This is a genomic window from Belliella marina (assembly GCF_042682445.1).
GTDB lineage: Bacteria > Bacteroidota > Bacteroidia > Cytophagales > Cyclobacteriaceae > Belliella > Belliella marina.
Window position 1 is genome coordinate 137,359 of the sequence record NZ_JBHUHR010000021.1, and the last position, 20,507, is coordinate 157,865.

20 protein-coding genes are annotated in these 20,507 nt (G+C 36.6%); 2 read left to right on the top strand and 18 right to left on the bottom strand.

Features of this window, described 5'->3' with window-relative positions:
• Window positions 1-395: 395 nt before the first annotated feature.
• The 5 genes from ACFSKL_RS07480 to ACFSKL_RS07500 form a co-directional block, all read right to left on the bottom strand.
• The gene (locus ACFSKL_RS07480; RefSeq protein ID WP_376884945.1) at window positions 396-890 is read right to left on the bottom strand and encodes a DinB family protein; all 495 of its coding nucleotides are present in this window, start codon (window positions 888-890) and stop codon (window positions 396-398) included.
• A 271-nt stretch (window positions 891-1,161) separates the two neighbouring features.
• The gene (locus tag ACFSKL_RS07485; RefSeq protein ID WP_376884946.1) at window positions 1,162-1,743 is read right to left on the bottom strand and encodes a YdeI/OmpD-associated family protein; all 582 of its coding nucleotides are present in this window, start codon (window positions 1,741-1,743) and stop codon (window positions 1,162-1,164) included.
• Window positions 1,736-2,698 (bottom strand): alpha/beta fold hydrolase, encoded by a 963-nt coding sequence (locus ACFSKL_RS07490; RefSeq protein WP_376884948.1) that lies wholly within the window; start codon window positions 2,696-2,698, stop codon window positions 1,736-1,738. Before ACFSKL_RS07490 ends, ACFSKL_RS07485 begins: the two co-directional genes overlap by 8 nt.
• Before the next feature lie 225 nt (window positions 2,699-2,923).
• Window positions 2,924-3,631 carry a LytR/AlgR family response regulator transcription factor gene (locus tag ACFSKL_RS07495; protein WP_376884949.1) on the bottom strand — a complete coding sequence of 236 codons (708 nt, stop codon included), beginning with the start codon at window positions 3,629-3,631 and terminating at the stop codon, window positions 2,924-2,926.
• Between the two features lies 1 nt (window position 3,632).
• Complete coding sequence (locus ACFSKL_RS07500; RefSeq protein ID WP_376884952.1) at window positions 3,633-4,625, bottom strand: sensor histidine kinase; 993 nt, start codon at window positions 4,623-4,625, stop codon at window positions 3,633-3,635.
• A 165-nt stretch (window positions 4,626-4,790) separates the two neighbouring features.
• Between ACFSKL_RS07500 and ACFSKL_RS07505 the strand changes: the two genes are divergently transcribed.
• Window positions 4,791-5,408 (top strand): outer membrane beta-barrel protein, encoded by a 618-nt coding sequence (locus ACFSKL_RS07505; RefSeq protein ID WP_376884953.1) that lies wholly within the window; start codon window positions 4,791-4,793, stop codon window positions 5,406-5,408.
• A 46-nt stretch (window positions 5,409-5,454) separates the two neighbouring features.
• On the opposite strand, the gene ACFSKL_RS07510 is transcribed toward ACFSKL_RS07505, so the two are convergent.
• From ACFSKL_RS07510 to ACFSKL_RS07565, 12 genes are all read right to left on the bottom strand, one after another.
• Window positions 5,455-5,724: a ClbS/DfsB family four-helix bundle protein gene (locus tag ACFSKL_RS07510; protein WP_376884955.1), complete on the bottom strand. Its 270-nt coding sequence runs from the start codon at window positions 5,722-5,724 to the stop codon at window positions 5,455-5,457.
• Window positions 5,725-6,276: 552 nt separating this feature from the next.
• The gene (locus ACFSKL_RS07515) at window positions 6,277-6,999 is read right to left on the bottom strand and encodes a siderophore-interacting protein (protein ID WP_376884957.1); all 723 of its coding nucleotides are present in this window, start codon (window positions 6,997-6,999) and stop codon (window positions 6,277-6,279) included.
• Between the two features lie 53 nt (window positions 7,000-7,052).
• Window positions 7,053-7,679, bottom strand: a complete 627-nt coding sequence (locus tag ACFSKL_RS07520) for a Crp/Fnr family transcriptional regulator (RefSeq protein WP_376884959.1) — start codon at window positions 7,677-7,679, stop codon at window positions 7,053-7,055.
• A gap of 408 nt (window positions 7,680-8,087) precedes the next feature.
• On the bottom strand, window positions 8,088-9,116 hold the full coding sequence (locus tag ACFSKL_RS07525; RefSeq protein WP_376884961.1) for an alpha/beta fold hydrolase: 1,029 nt from the start codon (window positions 9,114-9,116) through the stop codon (window positions 8,088-8,090).
• 36 nt (window positions 9,117-9,152) lie between these two features.
• Window positions 9,153-9,827: a hypothetical protein gene (locus ACFSKL_RS07530; protein WP_376884963.1), complete on the bottom strand. Its 675-nt coding sequence runs from the start codon at window positions 9,825-9,827 to the stop codon at window positions 9,153-9,155.
• A 51-nt stretch (window positions 9,828-9,878) separates the two neighbouring features.
• A complete protein-coding gene (locus ACFSKL_RS07535) occupies window positions 9,879-10,958 on the bottom strand; it encodes a DUF418 domain-containing protein (RefSeq protein WP_376884965.1) in 1,080 nt (359 codons plus the stop codon).
• A gap of 11 nt (window positions 10,959-10,969) precedes the next feature.
• Window positions 10,970-11,530, bottom strand: a complete 561-nt coding sequence (locus tag ACFSKL_RS07540) for a hypothetical protein (RefSeq protein ID WP_376884966.1) — start codon at window positions 11,528-11,530, stop codon at window positions 10,970-10,972.
• Between the two features lie 63 nt (window positions 11,531-11,593).
• Window positions 11,594-12,172: a Crp/Fnr family transcriptional regulator gene (locus tag ACFSKL_RS07545; protein WP_376884968.1), complete on the bottom strand. Its 579-nt coding sequence runs from the start codon at window positions 12,170-12,172 to the stop codon at window positions 11,594-11,596.
• 302 nt (window positions 12,173-12,474) lie between these two features.
• A complete protein-coding gene (locus ACFSKL_RS07550) occupies window positions 12,475-12,693 on the bottom strand; it encodes a DUF5683 domain-containing protein (protein WP_376884970.1) in 219 nt (72 codons plus the stop codon).
• Window positions 12,694-12,781: 88 nt separating this feature from the next.
• Window positions 12,782-13,228 (bottom strand): NAD(+)--rifampin ADP-ribosyltransferase, encoded by a 447-nt coding sequence (gene arr, locus ACFSKL_RS07555; RefSeq protein ID WP_376884972.1) that lies wholly within the window; start codon window positions 13,226-13,228, stop codon window positions 12,782-12,784.
• Window positions 13,229-13,292: 64 nt separating this feature from the next.
• Entirely contained in the window at window positions 13,293-13,946 is a 654-nt protein-coding gene (locus ACFSKL_RS07560) for a class I SAM-dependent methyltransferase (RefSeq protein WP_376884974.1), read from the bottom strand.
• A gap of 1 nt (window position 13,947) precedes the next feature.
• Window positions 13,948-14,508 (bottom strand): alpha/beta fold hydrolase, encoded by a 561-nt coding sequence (locus ACFSKL_RS07565; RefSeq protein WP_376884976.1) that lies wholly within the window; start codon window positions 14,506-14,508, stop codon window positions 13,948-13,950.
• Window positions 14,509-15,809: 1,301 nt separating this feature from the next.
• Here ACFSKL_RS07565 and ACFSKL_RS07570 point away from each other — a divergent pair.
• Window positions 15,810-20,072, top strand: a complete 4,263-nt coding sequence (locus ACFSKL_RS07570) for a hybrid sensor histidine kinase/response regulator transcription factor (protein WP_376884978.1) — start codon at window positions 15,810-15,812, stop codon at window positions 20,070-20,072.
• A 149-nt stretch (window positions 20,073-20,221) separates the two neighbouring features.
• Here the strand turns inward: ACFSKL_RS07570 and ACFSKL_RS07575 are convergent, their stop codons facing one another.
• A complete protein-coding gene (locus ACFSKL_RS07575; protein WP_376884980.1) occupies window positions 20,222-20,389 on the bottom strand; it encodes a hypothetical protein in 168 nt (55 codons plus the stop codon).
• Window positions 20,390-20,507: the final 118 nt, after the last annotated feature.

Genomic DNA, 20,507 nt, shown 5'->3' on the forward strand with positions numbered 1-20,507 from the left:
TACGGTGGATACTGGTTTTACTATAAAAGAAATGCAATCTACCAATCTTCACAAAACCAAGCCGATGCATCCCAAGGAAGTGGCAGTACAAGGTGTAAAGCATCTACTGGAAGGAAATGGAAAAAAAGTTGTAGGCTTTTAAAACTGGTTTAATTCTAAACTCCCAAATTTTGTGCCTGATGATATTATGATGAAGATTAAGAAGGGGGTGGCCAGTCAAAAATAGATAAGTGGTACATAGTAATTAATATAAACACAAATATGAAGATATCCATTGACGGAATTCAGTGGAATGTGTGATATGATCTAAAATTAATAGATGGAGGAGCAATCTGTGACGTTGTTCCTTAAAAATCCCCTATTCCATTAATTACTGGGAAGAAAGTGGATATATGTTAAATAAATTTTCCAATACTCATCATATATCCGAAATGTAATCCTTCGTGATAATTGTTAAATTCAAAGGCGTCCAATATTGAGTTCAAATGAAAGCCTGTTCCTGTCATTCTTTCATTGTATGTAACGAATTTTCCATTGTAAAAATCCGTTTCAGTTTTTTCAATTAGGGATATCAATAAGATTTTAAGTTCCGCCACCTCAACTTCGGTAGTTAGTCCCGTAGGTTTTGTATTAGGTTTATAAAGTCCAAATAATTCGTCCGAAATATATACGTTAAGGTTGGATCCTTTGTAAATCAATGCTTGTTGGGCTACTATTATATGTCCAATATTCCAAATTAGATTGTTATTAAATCCATCGGGTACTTTATTCAGTTGTTCCAATGTATATTTCTCAAAATATTTCAAGTAGAGATTTCGATTTGTTTTCCAAACATTACAAACATTAAATATTGATTCCATTTTGATTTCTTTAGTTGTAATACTCGTCATTTTTAATCTGTGACAATGACAGACTCCCGCAATGCGGAACAGGTTATGAAAAAAGTTCCTTCCAATATTTAGTCCAACTCTTTTATATCTTTTCAGCCGAATGGGAGAGTGTCTCTAAAATTAGTAAATTTAGTTGTGGTAGCTTCCAGATTCACAACTTATTTCTATGAACCATATTCAGGGGATAGACCGTTTTCAACTCTCCTTTTACAGCTTCGTAGAGCAGAGATTAGGAATACCTCCTTACCAGTACTAAATGAATACGCCTTTTCTATCGCAAGTGTTTCGGTTTAAGATTCTGCGCTGCACTTTCAACAATTTCAGTGATTCGTTTTTGTCTTGTTTCACTTGTCTTGGCAAACACAAGCCAAGACAAAATTATCTTTCTTACAGATTTGCTTAAACTCAAAAAGAATTCTTTTGCATTGGGTTTTTCAGCGAATGCCGCATCCAAATCTTGCGGTATAATTAATTCTTCCACTTCGTCCAAAATTGTCCAAGAGCTATTTTCCTTTGCAGTTTTTATGCTTGTAAAGCCTGCTTCTGTCATTAACCCTTGTTCTATAAGTTTTTTGACTTTTTCTTTATTGATTTTCGACCAAGTGCTCTTCGGCTTTCGTTTGCTGAAAAATTGATGTGCTGTTTCTTCATCTATTTTTACTTTCTTACTGTCTATCCAACCAAAGCACAACGCCACATCAACAGCTTCACTCCAAGAGATTGATTTAAATTCTGATTTTTTGTTATAGAAGACAAGCCAAACAGATTGTTTGGACTGATGGTTTTTTTCCAACCATTGTCTCCAATCTGTTCGGCTTTGAGGGCAATATATTTCTATGTCCTTATTATGCATCTTGTTGTTTTAGCCATTTTAAAATTGTTTGGGTAGTTTCCTCCGGCTTTTCTTGCTGTATCCAATGACCACAATCCAGACTGACAACATCCAAATTAGGAACGATATTCTTTAGGTTTTCAGATTTGGGAATCGTGTCCTGCTCACCATATATCATCAGAGTCGGTTGATGAATGATTGGGGTTACGTCTGCCATTAAGTGCCAGTTTCTATCAAGGTTTCTGTACCAATTTATACTTCCTGTAAACCCTGATGATTCGAAGGCAGAAATGAACACAGAAAGTTCGTTGTCGTCCATTAAGGGCTCCCCAAGTGGTTTTTCTGCTCTTGCAAGATTGATCATTAACATCCCTGGCTCAGGAGGAGTAAGAGGTACGTTTTTGCGGAATATGTTACGTAGGAACTGGGATGTGTTTTCATTCATAATAGCATCTGCTACTCCTGGTTGTCTATTGAAGTGAACGAAATAGAAGTCTCCTCCAAATATTGCTTCCATAAACGCTATCCATGGTTTTTCTCCACGCTCTTGATAAGGCAAAGCCAAGTTTATAACCTTATTTACCCGCTCAGGATGCAATAGTGCCAGACTCCAAACGACATTTGCACCCCAATCGTGACCGACAAAGGTAGCATCCTTGTAACCAAAATGGTCGAGTAGTGCAATAAGGTCACCCGTCAAATGTTCAATGTCATAATCAGTTACTTCGGTCGGACGAGATGAGTTACCGTAGCCGCGTTGATTTGGGACAATGACATGATAGCCAGCATCAACAAGAGCCTGTATCTGATAACGCCAAGAAAATGCATGCTCCGGAAAACCATGGCAGAGAAGGATAGGGTTACCTGAATTTTGTTGACCTGCTTCAAATACTTCCAGCACTACACCATTCACTGAAATCAAGGTAGCCTTTGGAAATGCGATTGGATTAAACCCTGTGTTCATTACGTTTGTCATTTTTATTCTTTTAAAGATTGTTAATGAGGCAAACTTATACCTGACTAGTGACAGCCTTATGTCAGGAATCAAAAATAAATTAGTGATAGCTATCAAAATATTCTTGCAGGATTATTTTTTGTGGCAAATTGTAAGTCAGGTAAATGACTGCTTTTTTATTTCCGGTTGTTATTTTGGTCAAATCATCCTCTTACTGAAAGTATGTTGATAAAAGAATCATAAACATCATTTATTCCTGTTTAAGAACAGCTCTGTCGCTTCCTTTTTTCTCGATCTGCTGAGTGGTATCGTAAACTCGCCTATGGTTAAACAGTTGTCTCCGATTTTCTCTATAAGATTAATGTTGACCACATACGAGCGGTGTGCCTGTGTGAAAAATGAAGGTAAAAGAGCATATACTTCCCGTAATGGCTGTAGAACCATTTTAGGCTTAAAATTTGCAAAATGGATAAGCACATAGTTTTGCATGCTCTTCAGAAACATAATTTCCGCAGGTTCAATCCTTAGCCATTCACCCTCACTTTTTATTATCAGACCTGAGCTTGTTTCGGAGAAACTGTTAATCTCTATGAGACCAAAGTAATTTCTTGCTTTCTGGATGGAGCGATGAAAATCTTCCGGGAATATGGGCTTAACCAAATAATCAATAGCGTTTACACGATAGCCTTCCAACGCATACTGGGCATACGCCGTTGTAAAAATGATCAAAGGCAAAAAGCCATCCAACAGCCTCGCCATTTCAATTCCCTTGATGCCGGGCAATTCAATATCCAAGAACATTAAAGACACGTCTTGCTCTTTCAAAAACTGGAGTGCATCGGTGGCGTTGGAGAAGCTGCCGGCTAATTCAAGAAAGTCATATTGTTCTATATAGCTTTGGAGACCTTCTCTTGCTACACGCTCATCCTCTACGATTATACATCTGATTTTCATCTTAATCAAATTTAATATTCAACTGCACCGAAAATACGCTATCTGTTTTGTCAAACTCCAAAACGTGCTTATCGGGATATATCAATTGAAGCCTTTTTGTAACTTGCTCCAAACCTATACCCTGTTGATTTTTTCCGCTATCTATCTTGTTGTCATAAGTATTCTGAACATTCATACAAAGCTGGTTCTCTTTATAATGGATGAATACAGATGTCCACTTGCTGTCTATTGATAGATGCTTAAATGCATTTTCAACAAATGTAGATAATATAAAAGGGGCTATTTTCAAACTGTTGGGTTCAATGGAAATATCTACGTCCACCTTGGCTTCGTCTTTCAGACGGTCTTTTTCAAGCTCTAAGTATGTTTTTAAAAAAGCGATTTCATCGTTGAGTAGAATCGCCTTGTTCTGGGATTCGTACACATAATATCTCAAGATTTTACTGTATTGGGAGAGCAGTTTTAAGGCTTCATTTTTATCTTTCTGAATCAAAAATTGCAGGTTGTTCAGCATGTTAAACGTAAAATGGGGACTTAATTGCTGACGGATACTTTTTACCTCTAACTCGTTTAAGCTGTCTTTGAGCACCTGTGTCGCCTTTAGAGTTTCTATATGATGCCGATATAGTTCAAACGAATATGCAATGCCTGATATTAGAATGGTTGCCATCAGCATTCCAAAAAACTGTGGTAACATCGTTTCCTTGTGCTTATTCCAGTCATGGCTCAAAAAACTGTCAATTGCATAATCTTCTATAGTAAGTATTGTTGAAGCAACGATAGCTGTTATAAAAACCCAAAAGATAAGAGAAGAAATCCGTTTGGTCTGAATGTACTTCTTGATGATTTTTCTTAGCACCACATGCACATAAACGGCGAACGTCCCTGTTATCATCGAGCTGTAGGTAATCGCTTTAGGAAGGTCATATTCATCCACCGCCAATAACTGGAATATGAGGATGGTTGCTATAAATGCCCAAAATAGAACAATCATCAAGCTGCTATTAAGATGTCGCATTTTATTCATAAGACAAACTTACCGGAATAAAATAAGGTCACAATACAGCTCGTCAAGAATACTCAACCTTCGGTCAATCCTTTTAAAAACTGGTAACTAATATGGCTTTCTTTGCGACGTTAATTTTAAACAATATATAAAATGAAAAAAAACCTATTGATCGGTATTTTGCTTATGTCTGTTTTACCTTACGGACTTATGGCACAAGAATCCCGGGAAACATCAAGCACAAAACCAACTCTGGTTGTGAAAGCCAACAACCTCTATCATTTCAGTAAAAAACCACTGAATAGTTTTTATTCACTAGGTGGAGAGGTTGGGGTGTATTTCAACGACAAATTGTATTTTGGCCTTGCACAATACAGCAGTCTGGCTCCCTCCGATATTTGGAAGGACAACCCATACAATCCTGATAGAATCCAGGTTTATGAATATAGTTTTCAGGCTGGTTATAAGTTTGAATTGGCATCTCCTTTCTATATTTATGCGGGTATCCGAAGTGGATATGGTGCGATGCACATGGAATACCGCTACAATAATGGGGTGGATTCTGATGAAACCATGACGAGAGAAAAATCAGGAGGTATTTTTGCCACTCCTGATGCCAAACTTGGCATAAAAGTTCATAAATACGTGAATGTAGAAGCTGGACTAAATTATCGTTACTACATTGGAAGCAAAGATAAATGGGGGCTTTCCACTGATAAGATGAATGGGGTAGGTGCCGTGGTATCAATCGTGGGGAATATCCCTCTATAAAAATATATCTGGGGTAAGTTTTGCGCTTACCCCGTTTTAAAGTGCTTCAAATCACCTGTGTTTGATTGTAACCTGTCTCAGGAAAATCAATGTGAACAGCTCTACTTTTTCTGTCGTTCCACTTCAAAACCAATTGTCCCCAACCAACAAGATAAGCTACGAGGTCGTTGATACTCATTAACGTATTTTTTGAATGTCCTTGCAACTCTTTATTTGTGGTAAAGTCAATTGGAATAGTTGAAAGCTCAGTCGTCAACTTTTTGTAGTCGTCAAGGATTGCTTTTACTAGCCGGTCTTTGTCCGTAGGTATTGCCATTGCTTTTAAATGTCTGATATTTGGGTCGTCCTATTAACTTGAACCTAAAGTACTTTAGACGCAATCTAGCCAAAAACACAGCTATAATGAATAGATATACAAAGATTGGCTCTAAACCAAACCATAGCCGTCCCAATGGGTATTTATGTTTTTTTTTGTGGATTCTGGTTTTTTGGTTCACTTTGTGGATATTCCGAGAGGTTCATTTCGAAAGCTTCTGGGAGAATCTTCCGCATTGCGGGACAAGTTGTGAGAGGATTAGGGATGGATTTCACCTTTACCTTGACTGAACTGATATCCTAGCGGTGAATGATTTAGATAAATTCTGTCTGTTTTTAGTTATATCAAAATCTATTATCATTCCAAAATCCCCAGTTTTTTTGTCTAGATCTGTCCAATAATATTTTTAGCAAGTATGGTTTACACAATAGTAGATGTTTGAGTTCAGCCAATTTTTTCTTATTGGCTAGAAACAATTTATGTTTTTTACGGCTTTTGTAAGGCTTAGGGAAATGTCCAAAATTGCTTTGGACAAAAATAAGAGCATAACCTTTATTCCAAACCTGTTTTACCCTGAATCCAGAACGGTTTTACTTTAAGCTGTTTTCTTGGTATTCCCAAATCTTTCAAAAACAATTTATGAAGTTTTATACACGCATTGCCTTCACCACCTACATAAATCATACTTTCATTGTCAAGGTTTAAATCCCGGCAAAAATTCAATAATTGTAGATCATTTCCCTGTTTGAGAGAAAGAAAGGTAAATGGATGTGAACCGTCAAAATCCGGGAATAACCCTAATTCATCAGTCCCGAAGATAATTCCTTTGATGCTTTGACTTTCTTTGAGATGCTTCCTAAAACAATAATAATGTGCAAGTGTCGTAACGTCTCCAATGAATACTATTTTCTTTTTGGACTCTTCCAGAGTGAATTTTCCAACCGGATTTGAAATGAAAATTGGTGTCCCTATTACCGATTCCTTGGCCCATCTGCTTCCGGGGCCATCTGAATGGGTACATATGGCAAGATCTACTACAGCTTCTTTTTCGCTTTGCTGATAGTTCCAAACTGAATAGGTCCTGACCCGATCACGAAGCTTTCCTGCTTGTTTTGGGTACAAAAGTAACCGGAGATGCTGGCCAGGCTTATAGTTTGTAAAATGGATGTCCCCCTTTATTTTAAAGTGAAAAACCTTGTCGGCTATTTCATTTTTTTCCAATACAATTGCTTCATTCAAAAATAGTTTGGTAAAAACCGTTTCTTCAATGTTCATATATTTTGCCTTCATTTGATTGTTGGCAAAATTATCTGGAAATCTCCTTAAAGTTATTCACCTGAGTTAACTTTTGATTTACTTAACGAACGTTTTCTGATCCTGCTTAAGGATTGGGGTTTAACATTTATGTATGAAGCAATATAATATTGAGGTATCCTCTTAACCAAATCAGGGTACTTTTTAATGAATCGTTCATACTTGGATTCAGGACTTTCAACATAAAAGGAAGTAAGCTTTTCAGTAGCATCCAGAAATAGGTTTTCACTTATTATACGACCTAATTTTTGTCCTTCCAACAGCTTATTGTATAAGATTTGCAAGTCACTAAAAGTGATACACAACATTTCAGTTTCTTCAATACACAAAATAGATTTTTTAGACTCTGATTGTATTAAAAAGCTTTCATAATTACTGACGAATTCATTTTCCCTGCCAAAATCATAAATATGTGGTTCCTCTGTAGCTATAAAGTATGCTACCAAACCTTCTGTTATAAAACCAATTTCTTTACAAATTTTCCCCTCTTTTAGGAAAAAATCTCCCCGCTTGATTTTTTTTTCCTTGAACAAAGACCTGATCAATGTTTTTTCATGATCCTTTAAGTTAATGATCTGGGAAATAGTTCTAATGAGGGCATTTATTCCTTGATTAGGATCATTTGATGTATTATCGGTCATTTATGTGGATTTATTGGTCAAGATGTGAATTTAAGGGATTTACACATCGTTTGGAACGAAAAACCTCAATGTATTTTACATCCTAATTCTGAAATTTCAAGGAAAAAATATTCCTGCAATCCATACTATCATTGAAAGAATATTATACCCCAGTTCATGCGTAACTCTATTCCATTGATAAAATCCCGCATGTTCTATTTTGGAAGCCCCTTTTCTTCCATTTAGTTCTGTTCTGGATTTATCCAAAAGCGAGAGTTTAATGCCATCAAATATAAGCTCCACATAAACAACAAAGGTTCACGGGAATTTCTGTGAAAGGTAAAGGTTCTATTCTTGATTCACATTACCCTCTATCGCTAATTACAGGAAGTTAATTTATATATTTAGTTTATTGTCATTATTTATTTGTTAATGACTCTTTACCCAATCAACCAAATCATACCAAAACTCTTCTGGTTGATTTAACATAGGATTGTGACCGGAATATGGATAAATAATTTTGTGTACATCGGAGGTTCCAATATTGAGTTCAATATCATTTGCTAACCCGGGTGAGCAGACAAAATCATATTTACCCCACATCAAAAGGGTCGGTATTTGAATTTTAAATAATTGATCAGAGTTTGGATTTGCATAAGTTGCATGATTAATTCGTCTTATTTTGGACGCAATCGAATTAGTTTCATTTGACATGAAAGCATATCTTTGAATTTGCTCGAAGTTAAAATCAGACTCAGGTTCAATTACTTCCTCGATAAGAGATTCAGCACTATGCGCAAAGCTGTTAAGCTTTCTTGCATTTTCTATTCCTTCAAAACTATTTTGAGTACACCATTCTACAATTTCACTCCATTTTGAAACATTCCTTCCTGCTGCTAATTCAATATTTCCATAGTGTAACAACAAATTGTGTGTTAAAGAATCGTTCAAACGATAGTTATGGGCACCTCCAATTTGTATCCATCCTTTTACCATTTCTTGATTATCGCCATCTGCTAAAAAATAAGGTGCCAAAAAACCACCCCAACTATGTGCAAACAAATATAATTCTATATCTGAATCATATTTAGTCCGTAAGAGTGTTAGCAACTTTTTTATGTCACTTCTAAATTCTGAAATATGAGTATTACCTCCATTACCTTGAGTGTTTCCTGCAAAGCGTTGATCCCAATAGACCATTGCAAACTCATTTTCTACAATATTTTTTGCAGCCTTATTTCTATAAACTAAGGCATTGCCTCCTGGTCCTCCATGAATAAGAACAATAAATTTTTTGGAATCAACATTTCCTGCAACTGTTATTGGCATAAGTTGATTGCCACTTTTTAAAAAGAAATGGTCTTCTGCCATTCCTGATAGGGTGAAAGATTCCTTTTGACAGCCTGCAAATAATAGGGAAGCCATAACAACTATTGCAACTAAATTAAAATTCTTCATAAATTCATTATTACTGTGTTTATATTATTTCTAAGTCTATTTTTGTTCTCTTTTAAATTTTGGTTTAGCCTCCCAAAAACCTGATAAATTGTAATTAAAACCAAGTTCTATGGTTGGTCTTACAGTTACTAAGCTATTGTAAGGGAACAAAATCAAAAAATTGTATTTAAAATAAAGACTGTAATTTTTTTTGTTTTTCAGGTTGGCATTATAGCCTAGAGCTCCCCCAGCTGAAACAAGTCCAAACCAATTTCCTGCTAAAAATACCTTGTTGACTTCTCCGTTATCTGATACGTTAAAAGTAGCACCATCTACAAAAGTTCGACTTATACCTAAACCAAGCGATGACTCAGTATAATACCCATTACTTTTTTGCCGTCTTGCAACCCACTCTGTCTGTGAAAAATAGTTTGCATGATAATTTATATGATGATACATACCCAGACCGTAAGATAAATAACGCTCTTTGTAAATGGTTTTAGTTCTGTGTTTTCTATGTTTATCTATTTGGGTGAATTTATATGGTCTTTCGATAGCAACTTTAAACCCCGGATGGATTAAGGAACCTAATAGAGATCCACTAATTCCTGTTGCAGGAGCGTAATTATGCTCATTTTTAATATTCTCATCTAAAAGCTCTTGGGCCTGAGCTTGTTTCTGATAAAACAAAATGATAGTAAGCAGGTAAATAAATTTTAATTTGTATTTCATTATTCTTTAATTCGGATATGTTCAAGGTTTGGGTGGTAGTTAGTTACTCCATTAATTTGTCAATTTTCGAAACAACGACTCTAATGGTCCGCTTTTGTTGAATTTCAGCCAATTGGTTGCAAACACAATACATAAAATATAAAACAAGAGGGCGTATCCAACTGAAAACTCTATTGGATATAATCCAATTTTGCCGGGGTTATATGCCACAACTACTGCCACTCCTACAATTACGTGAGCAACATAAAATGTCAATGCCAATTGGCCTGTCTTATTCAATGCGTCAATTATTTTATTGTTTTCATATTTATTTCCAATTAAAATGCATGCAGAAATTGTAGTGAAAGCAATTGCAATACCGTTAAACATATAGATTGGCAAAGGAGGCATCGGGCTTGCCCCGAATATTTCTGTTAATTCTTTTGTGTTTTGTTGACTTCCATCAGAAAGTTGGTTTATCAGCACAAAGGACAAAAATTGAATAGATATAAACGCAAGAGCAGAATATTTAAACAGTCTTTTTACAAATTTAGTGTTTTGCAAATCTTGTTTACCTAGCCAGTAACCAAAAACCATAAAGGCTGCCCAAGGGATGACAGGATGAAAACCATTGAAGAATAAATTTCTTACAAATCCTTTAATGGTCCAAAAGTCCTGGTAGGTTAAAGTGTCGAAATCCCAACCTGTTTCATAGTTCCAAATCATCATCAATAATGGGTAAACTAATATAAGTAATGAACCTGCTAACAAAATAAATCGACCACTACTTTTCAGCAAAGGAAGAACTAGAAGCATATAGATACCATAAAAATGTAAAATATCAGCTGACCAAATAGTGTTAAAACTAATTCCGATTGTAAATAAAAAAAATACTCTCTTTATGATACTTGTTTTAGCAGTTCTCAGTTTTTCAATATTATTGGATACAATGGAATTTTTTGTAATTAAAGCAATTCCAACTCCAGCAAGAACCACGAAAGTCGCTGCTGCTTTTCCTTCGAATATACTTGCAAAAGTTTTTACCCAAAGCGTACCTTCACCCCCAAAAACGACTTTAAAATTCACGATTACCATTCCGATTACCGCCAAAGATCGTGCAGCGTCTATTCCTACTATTCTTTTGTTCAACATACTCTTTTAGATTAAAAATTCACACCTATTTCAATGCTTACCCCCCAGTCTTTATTTATATATTTTGAATTGGATAGACTCCCGAATATTGAAGACCCGATGACAAGTCCCAATTCTTTTGATGGAACCCAAAGAAAACCAATGTTAGTAGTACCTGAAAAATAGAAATTTCGGGATTTATCATTTGTAATTGATTCGCTAAACTCTACTCCTATATTTGGTTCAAGTCCGAGGTTTAAAAAGAATCCCTTCATTATTTGTTCATAACCATTAAAACCTAAGCCGATTGAAATAGTGTTTAATGAGGAAAGCTCGAATTTCTTAAGAGATGTTTCATTTAAACTTCTATTCCCATAACTATATACCAAAGGAATAGTAAATTCATTCAATACGTCTTTTATCTCTTTATAAGTGACACTCCATCCTGTGTAATGTTGGCTAAATGTTTTTTTGAAACTAACAATGTGGATGGTATCTGCTTCTGTTATGTTAATTTCTGTTGGTGTTTGGGAATAGCTTTGAAGAGTAATCAGAGCAAAAAAAATGGTAAGGTAAAAGTGGTTTAAGTTCATAATCTTGCATCTGTTTTTCTTAGTGATGCAAAATTAAATAGGCAAAATGCCATAAAATTTGACCTAAGTCAAATAAGTTTGTTTAGCTCTTATACGACTAAGTGTCTCAAGGGAAATACCAAGATAAGAAGCTATGTGCGTCAATGAGATATGTTTTACAAAGTGAGGATAACTTTTCAACAGTTTATGGTAACGTTGAGTAGCATCGAGAGTTCTGAATTCAAACATCCGTTGTTCAAGCCAGCTTGCGTAAATTTCTGTCATCAATAAATCAAACTCTACGAGTTTAGGGTATTTCTCTTTCAGTTTATTGAATTTATCAAAATGAGTTATCGATAGCGTTACATCAGAGAGACATTCTATATATTCTTTGCTAGGAGATTGAAAAACGTAGCTGTCAAAAACAACAGCTAAATCATCAGGGAAATAAAATTCTGTTGTAATCTCTTTTGTATCATCCAAATAGAATTTCCTGCCAACTCCATCAATAAAGTGATAGCTGAATTTACAAACCTGACCTTCCCTTACAATAATATCTCCTTTTTTAAAATTACAATCGGTTGAAACAGAGTCCAAAGCCAATTGAATTTCATAGTCCAAAGATTTGATAAATTGATCTATCTTTTCTATTTGTGTTTTCATCGTTCAAAAGAGGCTCCGACTTGTGTGTGCCTTGACTGGTGAATATAAGCCAAAAAGTTGACCCCTCCAACGGGTGAAATGTCTGGGTCGACGATTGACGGCATCCCTTAAGCAGTGGGGTATTCCTGATTCTCTGGACAGGCTGTCCCGAAGCCAGAAAAGTGGCTAACAATATTTACATCATTTTAAAGGATAAACTCCTACTCTCCATAAACAGTGGGTAAAGTGGCATCCGAAGACCCTCACATTATTCTGAAGATCAAATCTCTTTGTACCAAAACAATATGGAGTGAAACTATAAACTATCCTTTGAAAGGATCTCCAGAAGCGGCTGTAACAATACATATCAAGTGCAGTACTATGCCAGGTACAATAAGAAAGAAATATCCCAATACCACAAAGAAAAACCACACTATTCCAGTACCAATATCGCCTTTATACATTTGACCGGCTCCAGGAATAATAAAACTTAATAATGCAGCTATACCTGGACTCCATTTCCTTTCGAAGTTTGGAGGCATTATAAAATGAGTGTTTTGCTGGCGAGCAGCCCTAATCTGATTATCAAGGATTTATGTCTGTCAGCATAATTTATTTTTGTTTAGGCTTTTAATCGTTAAGTGAATTAATTCCTTGCTCTTTAAGTTTTTCAAGGTGTTCTTTCATTGTTTTCACTTGTTCGGCTGGATGTCCTTGCCAAACTGTTACTTCTCCAACAACTTTAAAAGGTTCTGTCGAACGAAAAGACTTTGTCGGATTCCCTGGGAATTTCTTATCGGTCAAGTCCGGGTCGTCTTCTATTTCTCCCGTTGGCTCTACCAAATAAATTCTTTCCCGACCGTCTCCAAATGAAAGTTCAGCACCCCAAATTGCAGCATCCAAAGTCGCTGTCAAGAAGATATATTTTGCATTTTTCTTTTGTCCATAATTTGAATTGAAACCAACTTCAATTAAGTCGCCCACTTTCAAGTCTGCCTTTGTCCCGTGAAAGTAGGTTTGGGCGAAAGGTGTTGCACCTTGTCCGTTTGCTTTAAGTTCGTTTTTGTTTTGCTCCATTGTCACTGTTTATTGTTTTGCTGTCTGCTTGTCTTTGGTAATCTGTCTTTTACAATGCCCGTTGTTAGCGGTTCGTTGTTTCTTTCTTTTCAGCCCAAATATATCCTCGTATACTTTTAAATTCTATGTTTTTATATGGCAGTCTTTCTATGGCTTCGATAATCTCAAATCCAGTATCCTTGAGCAATTGAATAATCTTGTCAGTCTGAAAATAATATAAATCAATATCTATATCCACATTTTCAGCCTTATCAAAATGCACGATTTGATTTCCTACGTGAAAAGAAAGTAAAAATTGACCATTGTTTTGCAATACCCTATTTACCTCATTGAGTGCAGTTTTGACTTGTTCATAATCAAAATGGACTATTGAATAGTATGCAATGGCACTTGCAAAGGAGTTGTCTCTATACATTAAATTCAGAAGATTCCCCGTTTCAAATCTTATTTCCGGAAAGAGTTTGATGGCTACTTTAATTATCTCTGGTGAAATATCAACCCCAACAATATTGCTGAGTCCATTATCGTACAAAAATTTGGTAGTAGCACCAGGGCCACAGCCAAAATCTGCACATAGTCCTTTGCTCAAATTTGCCGATGAAAAATCTTTTAATAGGAAACTATCTAGCCTTGTTTTGTATATCTCATCTACCTGTTTTATTGCGTAATTTGCCGCAGTAGTATTATAACATTTTATTACTCTTTCTTCTGGCTGCATTTCAACTATTTTTTAATAAAAACCGGATGTCTTTTGCAACTATTGTTAAGTCGTTATTCAGCTGATGGCCTCCTTGGAGTATTTCGTGAAAAATTGCTCGTGGGAGTTTCTGTTTGTAAATTAGAAAATCATCAAAATTCACTTCTTCATCATCCTTGCAATGATAGAAATGCACTGGAATATCCTTCGGTATCTTATCCGCAAAACCCTTCTGCAACTTAATGCCTTGTTTCCATTCTTCGTCACCACTCCAATATGGAGGGGCGATAAGAAAAAGCCCGTCAATTTTTTTCTTTACTCGGTTTTCCGACAGATATTTTAATAGCATTGATGCACCAAAAGAATGACCTGCCAAAATAATATCATCTTTGACAGAAGAAATCTCATTGCCAATTTGTTTAAGCCATCCAAAATCCGGAAGCGTGTCGTTAAAATGTATTTGGGGATTATGCACCTTATAAGCATCCCCCAATTCTTTTTGAAGAGAATCTGCTAAAGTAATATCCGCTATATAGCCGTCTTCACCTCCTCCGTGAATGAATAAAACTTGTTTTATTTTCATTGTTTTTACTATTATGCGATGCTATTGATTCACAATTCTGACTGATGTGAATTTAATCATTTGATATTCAATATTTTACAAATCAGTCGGTTTTTTATTTATTACTTCCTCAAAATCCCAAACTTTAGCTTATGAATTCAACTTTTTCAAAGTAGGGGGAATGCCTTCTAACGACATACTCCCAGAGTGGGGGACAGGTTATGAAAAAAATCCCTATTAATTTTAGTTCAGCAATTATCCACAACATCAACCCTCGACGGTATTCCCTCTAAAATTAGTAAATTTAGTTGTATTTGCCTGCCCGCCTTAGGAGGGTTTGCAGACCAATGACTTATTTCTATGAACCATATGCAGGAAATAGACCGAAATTCTGATTTTTTGTTATAGAAGACAAGCCAAACAGCCTGTTTTGAAAGATGGTTTTTTTTCTAACCACTTTCTCCAAGCTGCTTGGTTTTGGGTCAAAATATTCCTATTTCTTTTTTCTCCATTTTTAATTTTACTAAAGTAGCTTCCAATTCTACTGTCAATGTTGCAAATAGACCTTTGACTTCAAGCAATGTAGTTGCTTGTTGAATTCGTTTTTCCGTAAGATATTTTATTGGTGTGACACCATAGAGCCTTTTGAATTCCCTGTTCAGATGGGACTTTGTAGAATGTACTGCTATGGGAGATTGATTGTACGATCATCTCCCTGTACATATTATATTGGGTGTTGTTTGTGTATTGCATCATGAATATAGTTCAAGAAACAAATAAACCCAATGGCTGATATATGAAATATTCATGAATACCGTAGAGTTTAAACACTTGATGGAAAGGATTGTAGGAAATGCCAAGCTGTACGGATGGCTGCCTGAATTTTCATGTGATTGATGATGAATCCTCATGGAGTATTCATCTCTTTCTGTGAATTATTGAATCGGTAGGGGTGAATCTATTAAATATAGCATTATCTATCGCAGATTACTTAGAAGCATGTGTAACTATCTTTAAATTTATCCATTATTCAAATATTATGTTACACTACAGGGATATTCTTCAAGGAAATTTTTATCTTTCAGTGTAAATCTTCTTAGTTGAATATCTTTGGTCAGGATGTGATGGAGTGGTTAGGATGGTAAATGGCGCTTAACTTATTGGATGTAATGACTACTGAAATAAAACAGTCGCCCAGTATCGCCAGCTATTGGGAATTTGATCCAATTTCCCAATAGCTGTATTAAAAATCCTTCCAGTTCAAATCTTCTATGTTGGAGATTTGGTAATTGAAGCACTTTCCTGCCCATGAAATTATTAAATTGAAAAAATTGACCTGGCTTAAAACGAAAAATGTGCATGTTTTTAGTGAAGTAACAAAGGGGATCATATCCTTGGTTGCTATTTTCTTTTTTGGCAATGTCCTCTTGACTCACCCCACATTGGCAATGGGGGAGGAGATAAATTTCCGACGTATACAGAATGAAAATGGGTTGTCAAAAAATACTGTATACAGTGTTTTGGAAGACCAGAAAGGGTTTATGTGGTTTGGAAGCTCGGATGGAATTGACAGGTTTGATGGTTATAAATTTAAGGATTACCGGTCGATGCTAATCGCCCAGACTGGTTTGACTAGTACCCATGTTTACAGTATGGTTTCGGACGACCAGGGATATATCTGGTTGGGGATGGAAGAAGGGTTGTGTCGGTTTGATCCTGTTATAGAGCAATTTACCCTCTTTAAAAACATAGAAAGCAAACAAGATCCATCTTTGAGCAACGACTATGTGACTGGCTTGCTCTTAGATCAAGAAGGTCAACTATGGTTGGGGACTCGATATGGCTTGAGTCGCTTTGATAAGGAGAATCTTGAATTTCAAAATTTTAGTATCTCCAGTGAAGGGGAAAAGGATGAGAGAGATAAGCCTCAAGGTCTTTTTCAAGATAGTAAAGGCATCATTTGGTTAGGGGTTCAGAACACACTTAAATTGTTTAACCCAAAAATCGGACAGTTTACAGATTTACCGAAACCTTTTGGGGATATAGATAATCTACATGGAAAACATGTTAGGGTGGTAATACAAGACCAATCAGGCATGTATTGGATAGGTACTGAGCATGCTGGAGTGTTTGTGTATGACGCTATACACCAATCAGTGGAAAATCTCACCACTTCCAATGGTCTGGGGAGTAACATGGTGAGGGATATACACCCTGTAAGTGATAGCGATATTTGGATAGGCACTAGGAATGGATTAAGTGTCTTTAACAAGAAAACAAATGAAATTTCCAATCACGTATATGACAAGTTTAACACAGCAAGCTTGAGCAATAATTCTGTACGTAAAATATGGTCAGACCAACAAAAGAATGTCTGGGTGGCAACCTATTTGGGCGGTATCAATATCCACCATCCCACTGCCAATAATTTCTATACTTTTAGGGAAGAACTCGGACAATCGGGAGGGCTAAATCATCCTGTTGTGGGAAGTGTTGTTGCTGATAGGGATGGTAATTTATGGATAGGCACATCGGGAGGAGGGTTGAACTATTTCGACCGGAGTACAGGGGAATTTAGTTATCATGTACACACTACCGATGGCAACAGTCTAATCAACGACGATGTCAAAGCCCTAGCGTTGGATGATTTGGGTAATTTGTGGATAGGGACTTTTGCCGGGTTAAGCTATCTGGATACAAAGACCAAAAAATTCGAGAATTATCAGAATCCAAAGGATGATCTTAATTTTTTCAGGCACAACATCGTCCAATGCCTTCTCTATTCATCCGATGAGGGGCTTTGGGTTGGGACGAACGGAGGTGGATTGAGCTTGATTGACAAGTCTGGAAAGTTGCAGAAATATTCCCATGACCCCCAAGATCCCAACAGCCTGTTTTTCAATAACATTCAATCCATAGCCAAAGATGATAACGGTGGACTATGGGTCGGTACCTATAAAGGACTGAATTATTTGGATCCAACAAGGAAACATGTAAAGAGAATCTTTCCCCCGAAGGTTGAAGGGAGGTTGGAAGTTACCTCGCTACACTATTCTGAAGGGGTCTTATGGATAGGTTCAAGCAGAGACGTATTGATGGCATATCATATAGAGAAAGATGTATTTTCCTATTTCAACGGAAATGATGGTTTTTCCGGTATCCAAATCAGGAGTATATTGGTAGATTCTGATGGGGATGTTTGGGTAGGATCTGGTAAAGGCCTGTCAAAATTGAATGTATCCAAAAACAAAGATGGCAGTATACAATTGGAGAGGATCACGGGTTTCACGAAAGAAGATGGGCTGCAGGGGAATCAATTCAAAGAAAATTCCTGTTATCGTGCCAGTGATGGTAAACTGTATTTTGGTGGGATAAATGGATTGAATGAATTTATGCCCAGGGAAATTATGGTAAACAAGAAGGAACCCTCTGTGTATATAACTGAATTTTTCGTAAAAAACAAACCTCTTTTGGTAGGAGGTGAAGGGGCACTTTTGGAAAAACATATCAGTGAGACAGAGAAGATTTCTTTGGCTTATGACGAAGCTTATTTTACGGTTGAAGTTGCCGCTTTGAATTATATCAGTTCGAGCAAGAATCAATATGCCTTCAAGCTGGAGGGCTTGAAGCAATATGAGGATTGGAACTACCAAGGAGGACAGAGGACTATTTCGTTTACAGGGCTTGCCCCAGGGGATTATACTTTGAGAATAATAGCCTCAAACAATGATGGTGTATGGAACAATGAGGGAGCCAGGTTGAAAATAGAAGTCCGACCACCATATTGGAAAACTTGGTGGGCCTACCTTTTGTATGCATGCCTGTTGGCGGTTTTGCTGTATATATATTACTATTTTTCAAAAAGTGCCTTTAAGCTGAAACAAGACTTGGCCATCGAGCATTTATACAGGGAGAAGGAAAATGAATTGTACCAAAATAAACTTAGGTTTTTTACCAATATTTCCCACGAAATCAAGACACCACTGACATTGATCCTCACGCCTATTGACAATATCCTAACCCAAAACAAAGAGAATAGCAAGCTTCAGAATCAATTGATGATGATGAAAAGGAATGGAGAACACCTAACCAGACTTATTAAACAGCTTTTGGACTTCAGGAAATTGGAAACAGGCAACATGAAACTGGAAATGAAACGGGAAAACATCGTCCCTTTCCTAAACGAGATATTTATTTCATTTAAGGGGTATGCCTGGCAAAAAAACATGGATTTTGGCTTTCAGACTGACCAGGACGATATCCAAGCTTACATAGACAAAGATAAGCTTGAGAAGATTATCTACAATCTACTCTCCAATGCATTCAAGTATACACCGGAATATGGTATGATTACGATCAAGGTAGGTAGGTCTGAGAGACAAATCAGCCTTGAAGATGGAAGCTTTACAGATGGTGTTGAGATACGGGTTGAAGACAATGGAAAAGGAATCCGGAAAGATGCCCTTGATTCTATATTTGAACGCTTCCGTAGAGCTGGAGAATCTGACATAAGTTCATCAGGTACAGGGATTGGGCTGGCGTTTACCAAGGAGCTGGTACTCCAGCATCATGGACAGATTAATGTGACTAGCAGGGAGGCAGAAAATGGCAGGGCTGGATTCACACGTTTCTCCGTGATAATTCCAACAGGCGGGGATCATTTGCTCCCTGAGCAGATCCACCAAGAATCCAAACCTGTTTATACATATTCGTGTGTGACTGAAGAAGGGTGGACAAGGGAGAAATTTGAAGGGAAAAAGGGATTGATATTGAGTGGTTTTTCGGATGAAAAACCAAAATTGCTAGTGGTGGAAGACAATGAAGACATGAGAACCTTGCTTATAGAATATTTTAGCAAAGATTTCGATGTTTTTTGGGTGGAAGATGGTAAAGATGGTTACGAAATGGCCATAAAAGAGATCCCCGATATCATTATCAGCGATATTATGATGCCGGGGATGGATGGTATTGAGCTATGTGCCATGATTAAAAAAGAAGAGCTGACAAGCCACATACCAATGATTTTGTTGACGGCAAGAACCCCATTGTTATACAAGATAGAAGGCTTGGAAACAGGTGCAGATGATTATATCACAAAGCCATTCAATTTGAATTTATTGGAAGTGAGAGTGTGGAATTTATTGGAATCCAGGATGAAACTTAGGATAAGGTACCAAAAAGAGGTGGTGTTAAAGCCTGAGAATATTGCCATAAACTCAGCGGACGAAAAATTTTTTGAAAAGGTGATGAAATTTATTGGGGAAAACATAGCGGAACCTAAGCTCAACGTAGAAGAGCTTGGGAAATATGTCGGGATGAGCAGGGTGCATTTATATCGAAAAATAAAAGCCAAGACAGGTTATTCAGTCGTTGAATTTATCAGGAGGGCTCGACTTCAGCGTGCAGGACAGCTTTTGTCCGACAATGAACTGAATGTTTTTGAAGTATCTTATATGGTCGGGTTTCTGGATCAAGATTATTTTAGGAAGTGCTTTAAGGAATTTTACGGAATGACTCCCTCAGAATATGGTACTCGAAACAAGCGGTCAGCGGATCTGAAGCCTGGGTATCAAAGTGATCCCTGATTTTTTGATGACAAGGACAGGTTTTCATACTATACCAGATGGATTACAATGTTTTTGTTCCATATGGACCATCTGTAGTTTTTTAAGGTTTTCCGCAAGGCTTAATCTCCCCCCAAGCCTAAACCAAAAAGGTAAATACAATGTGTCCCTCAAAGGATATGGCTGTTTTGATAGAACCTCAAATAGCCATAGATATATACTTTTTGTTCTAAATCTCCAAAAAACCATTCCGGTCTTTCCCTCCTTTTATCGCATGATTTGACAGTAGTATCAAATGTCCTGTGATTTGGTAACTTAAATTCAGTCAAATGTAACATTTGACCTGTAAGTTGGTAGCATTTGACAGGTACATGGCCTATTTGCAATAGGTAAATTTGGTACAGACTTATACAATATGAAGAGATCATTTATAAATTCTAACCATAGAATAATACT

Excerpts from the sequence above, each read along its gene's own strand:
- ACFSKL_RS07540 (WP_376884966.1), bottom strand. The coding sequence starts at position 11,530 with ATGAACTTAAACCACTTTTACCTTACCATTTTTTTTGCTCTGATTACT.
- arr (WP_376884972.1), bottom strand. The coding sequence starts at position 13,228 with ATGGAGCAAAACAAAAACGAACTTAAAGCAAACGGACAAGGTGCAACA.
- ACFSKL_RS07480 (WP_376884945.1), bottom strand. The coding sequence starts at position 890 with ATGACGAGTATTACAACTAAAGAAATCAAAATGGAATCAATATTTAAT.
- ACFSKL_RS07505 (WP_376884953.1), top strand. The coding sequence starts at position 4,791 with ATGAAAAAAAACCTATTGATCGGTATTTTGCTTATGTCTGTTTTACCT.
- ACFSKL_RS07550 (WP_376884970.1), bottom strand. The coding sequence starts at position 12,693 with ATGCCTCCAAACTTCGAAAGGAAATGGAGTCCAGGTATAGCTGCATTA.
- ACFSKL_RS07495 (WP_376884949.1), bottom strand. The coding sequence starts at position 3,631 with ATGAAAATCAGATGTATAATCGTAGAGGATGAGCGTGTAGCAAGAGAA.
- ACFSKL_RS07485 (WP_376884946.1), bottom strand. The coding sequence starts at position 1,743 with ATGCATAATAAGGACATAGAAATATATTGCCCTCAAAGCCGAACAGAT.
- ACFSKL_RS07510 (WP_376884955.1), bottom strand. The coding sequence starts at position 5,724 with ATGGCAATACCTACGGACAAAGACCGGCTAGTAAAAGCAATCCTTGAC.
- ACFSKL_RS07545 (WP_376884968.1), bottom strand. The coding sequence starts at position 12,172 with ATGAAAACACAAATAGAAAAGATAGATCAATTTATCAAATCTTTGGAC.
- ACFSKL_RS07490 (WP_376884948.1), bottom strand. The coding sequence starts at position 2,698 with ATGACAAACGTAATGAACACAGGGTTTAATCCAATCGCATTTCCAAAG.
- ACFSKL_RS07535 (WP_376884965.1), bottom strand. The coding sequence starts at position 10,958 with ATGTTGAACAAAAGAATAGTAGGAATAGACGCTGCACGATCTTTGGCG.
- ACFSKL_RS07500 (WP_376884952.1), bottom strand. The coding sequence starts at position 4,625 with ATGATTGTTCTATTTTGGGCATTTATAGCAACCATCCTCATATTCCAG.
- ACFSKL_RS07525 (WP_376884961.1), bottom strand. The coding sequence starts at position 9,116 with ATGAAGAATTTTAATTTAGTTGCAATAGTTGTTATGGCTTCCCTATTA.
- ACFSKL_RS07565 (WP_376884976.1), bottom strand. The coding sequence starts at position 14,508 with ATGAAAATAAAACAAGTTTTATTCATTCACGGAGGAGGTGAAGACGGC.
- ACFSKL_RS07575 (WP_376884980.1), bottom strand. The coding sequence starts at position 20,389 with ATGTTACATTTGACTGAATTTAAGTTACCAAATCACAGGACATTTGAT.
- ACFSKL_RS07560 (WP_376884974.1), bottom strand. The coding sequence starts at position 13,946 with ATGCAGCCAGAAGAAAGAGTAATAAAATGTTATAATACTACTGCGGCA.
- ACFSKL_RS07515 (WP_376884957.1), bottom strand. The coding sequence starts at position 6,999 with ATGAACATTGAAGAAACGGTTTTTACCAAACTATTTTTGAATGAAGCA.
- ACFSKL_RS07530 (WP_376884963.1), bottom strand. The coding sequence starts at position 9,827 with ATGAAATACAAATTAAAATTTATTTACCTGCTTACTATCATTTTGTTT.
- ACFSKL_RS07520 (WP_376884959.1), bottom strand. The coding sequence starts at position 7,679 with ATGACCGATAATACATCAAATGATCCTAATCAAGGAATAAATGCCCTC.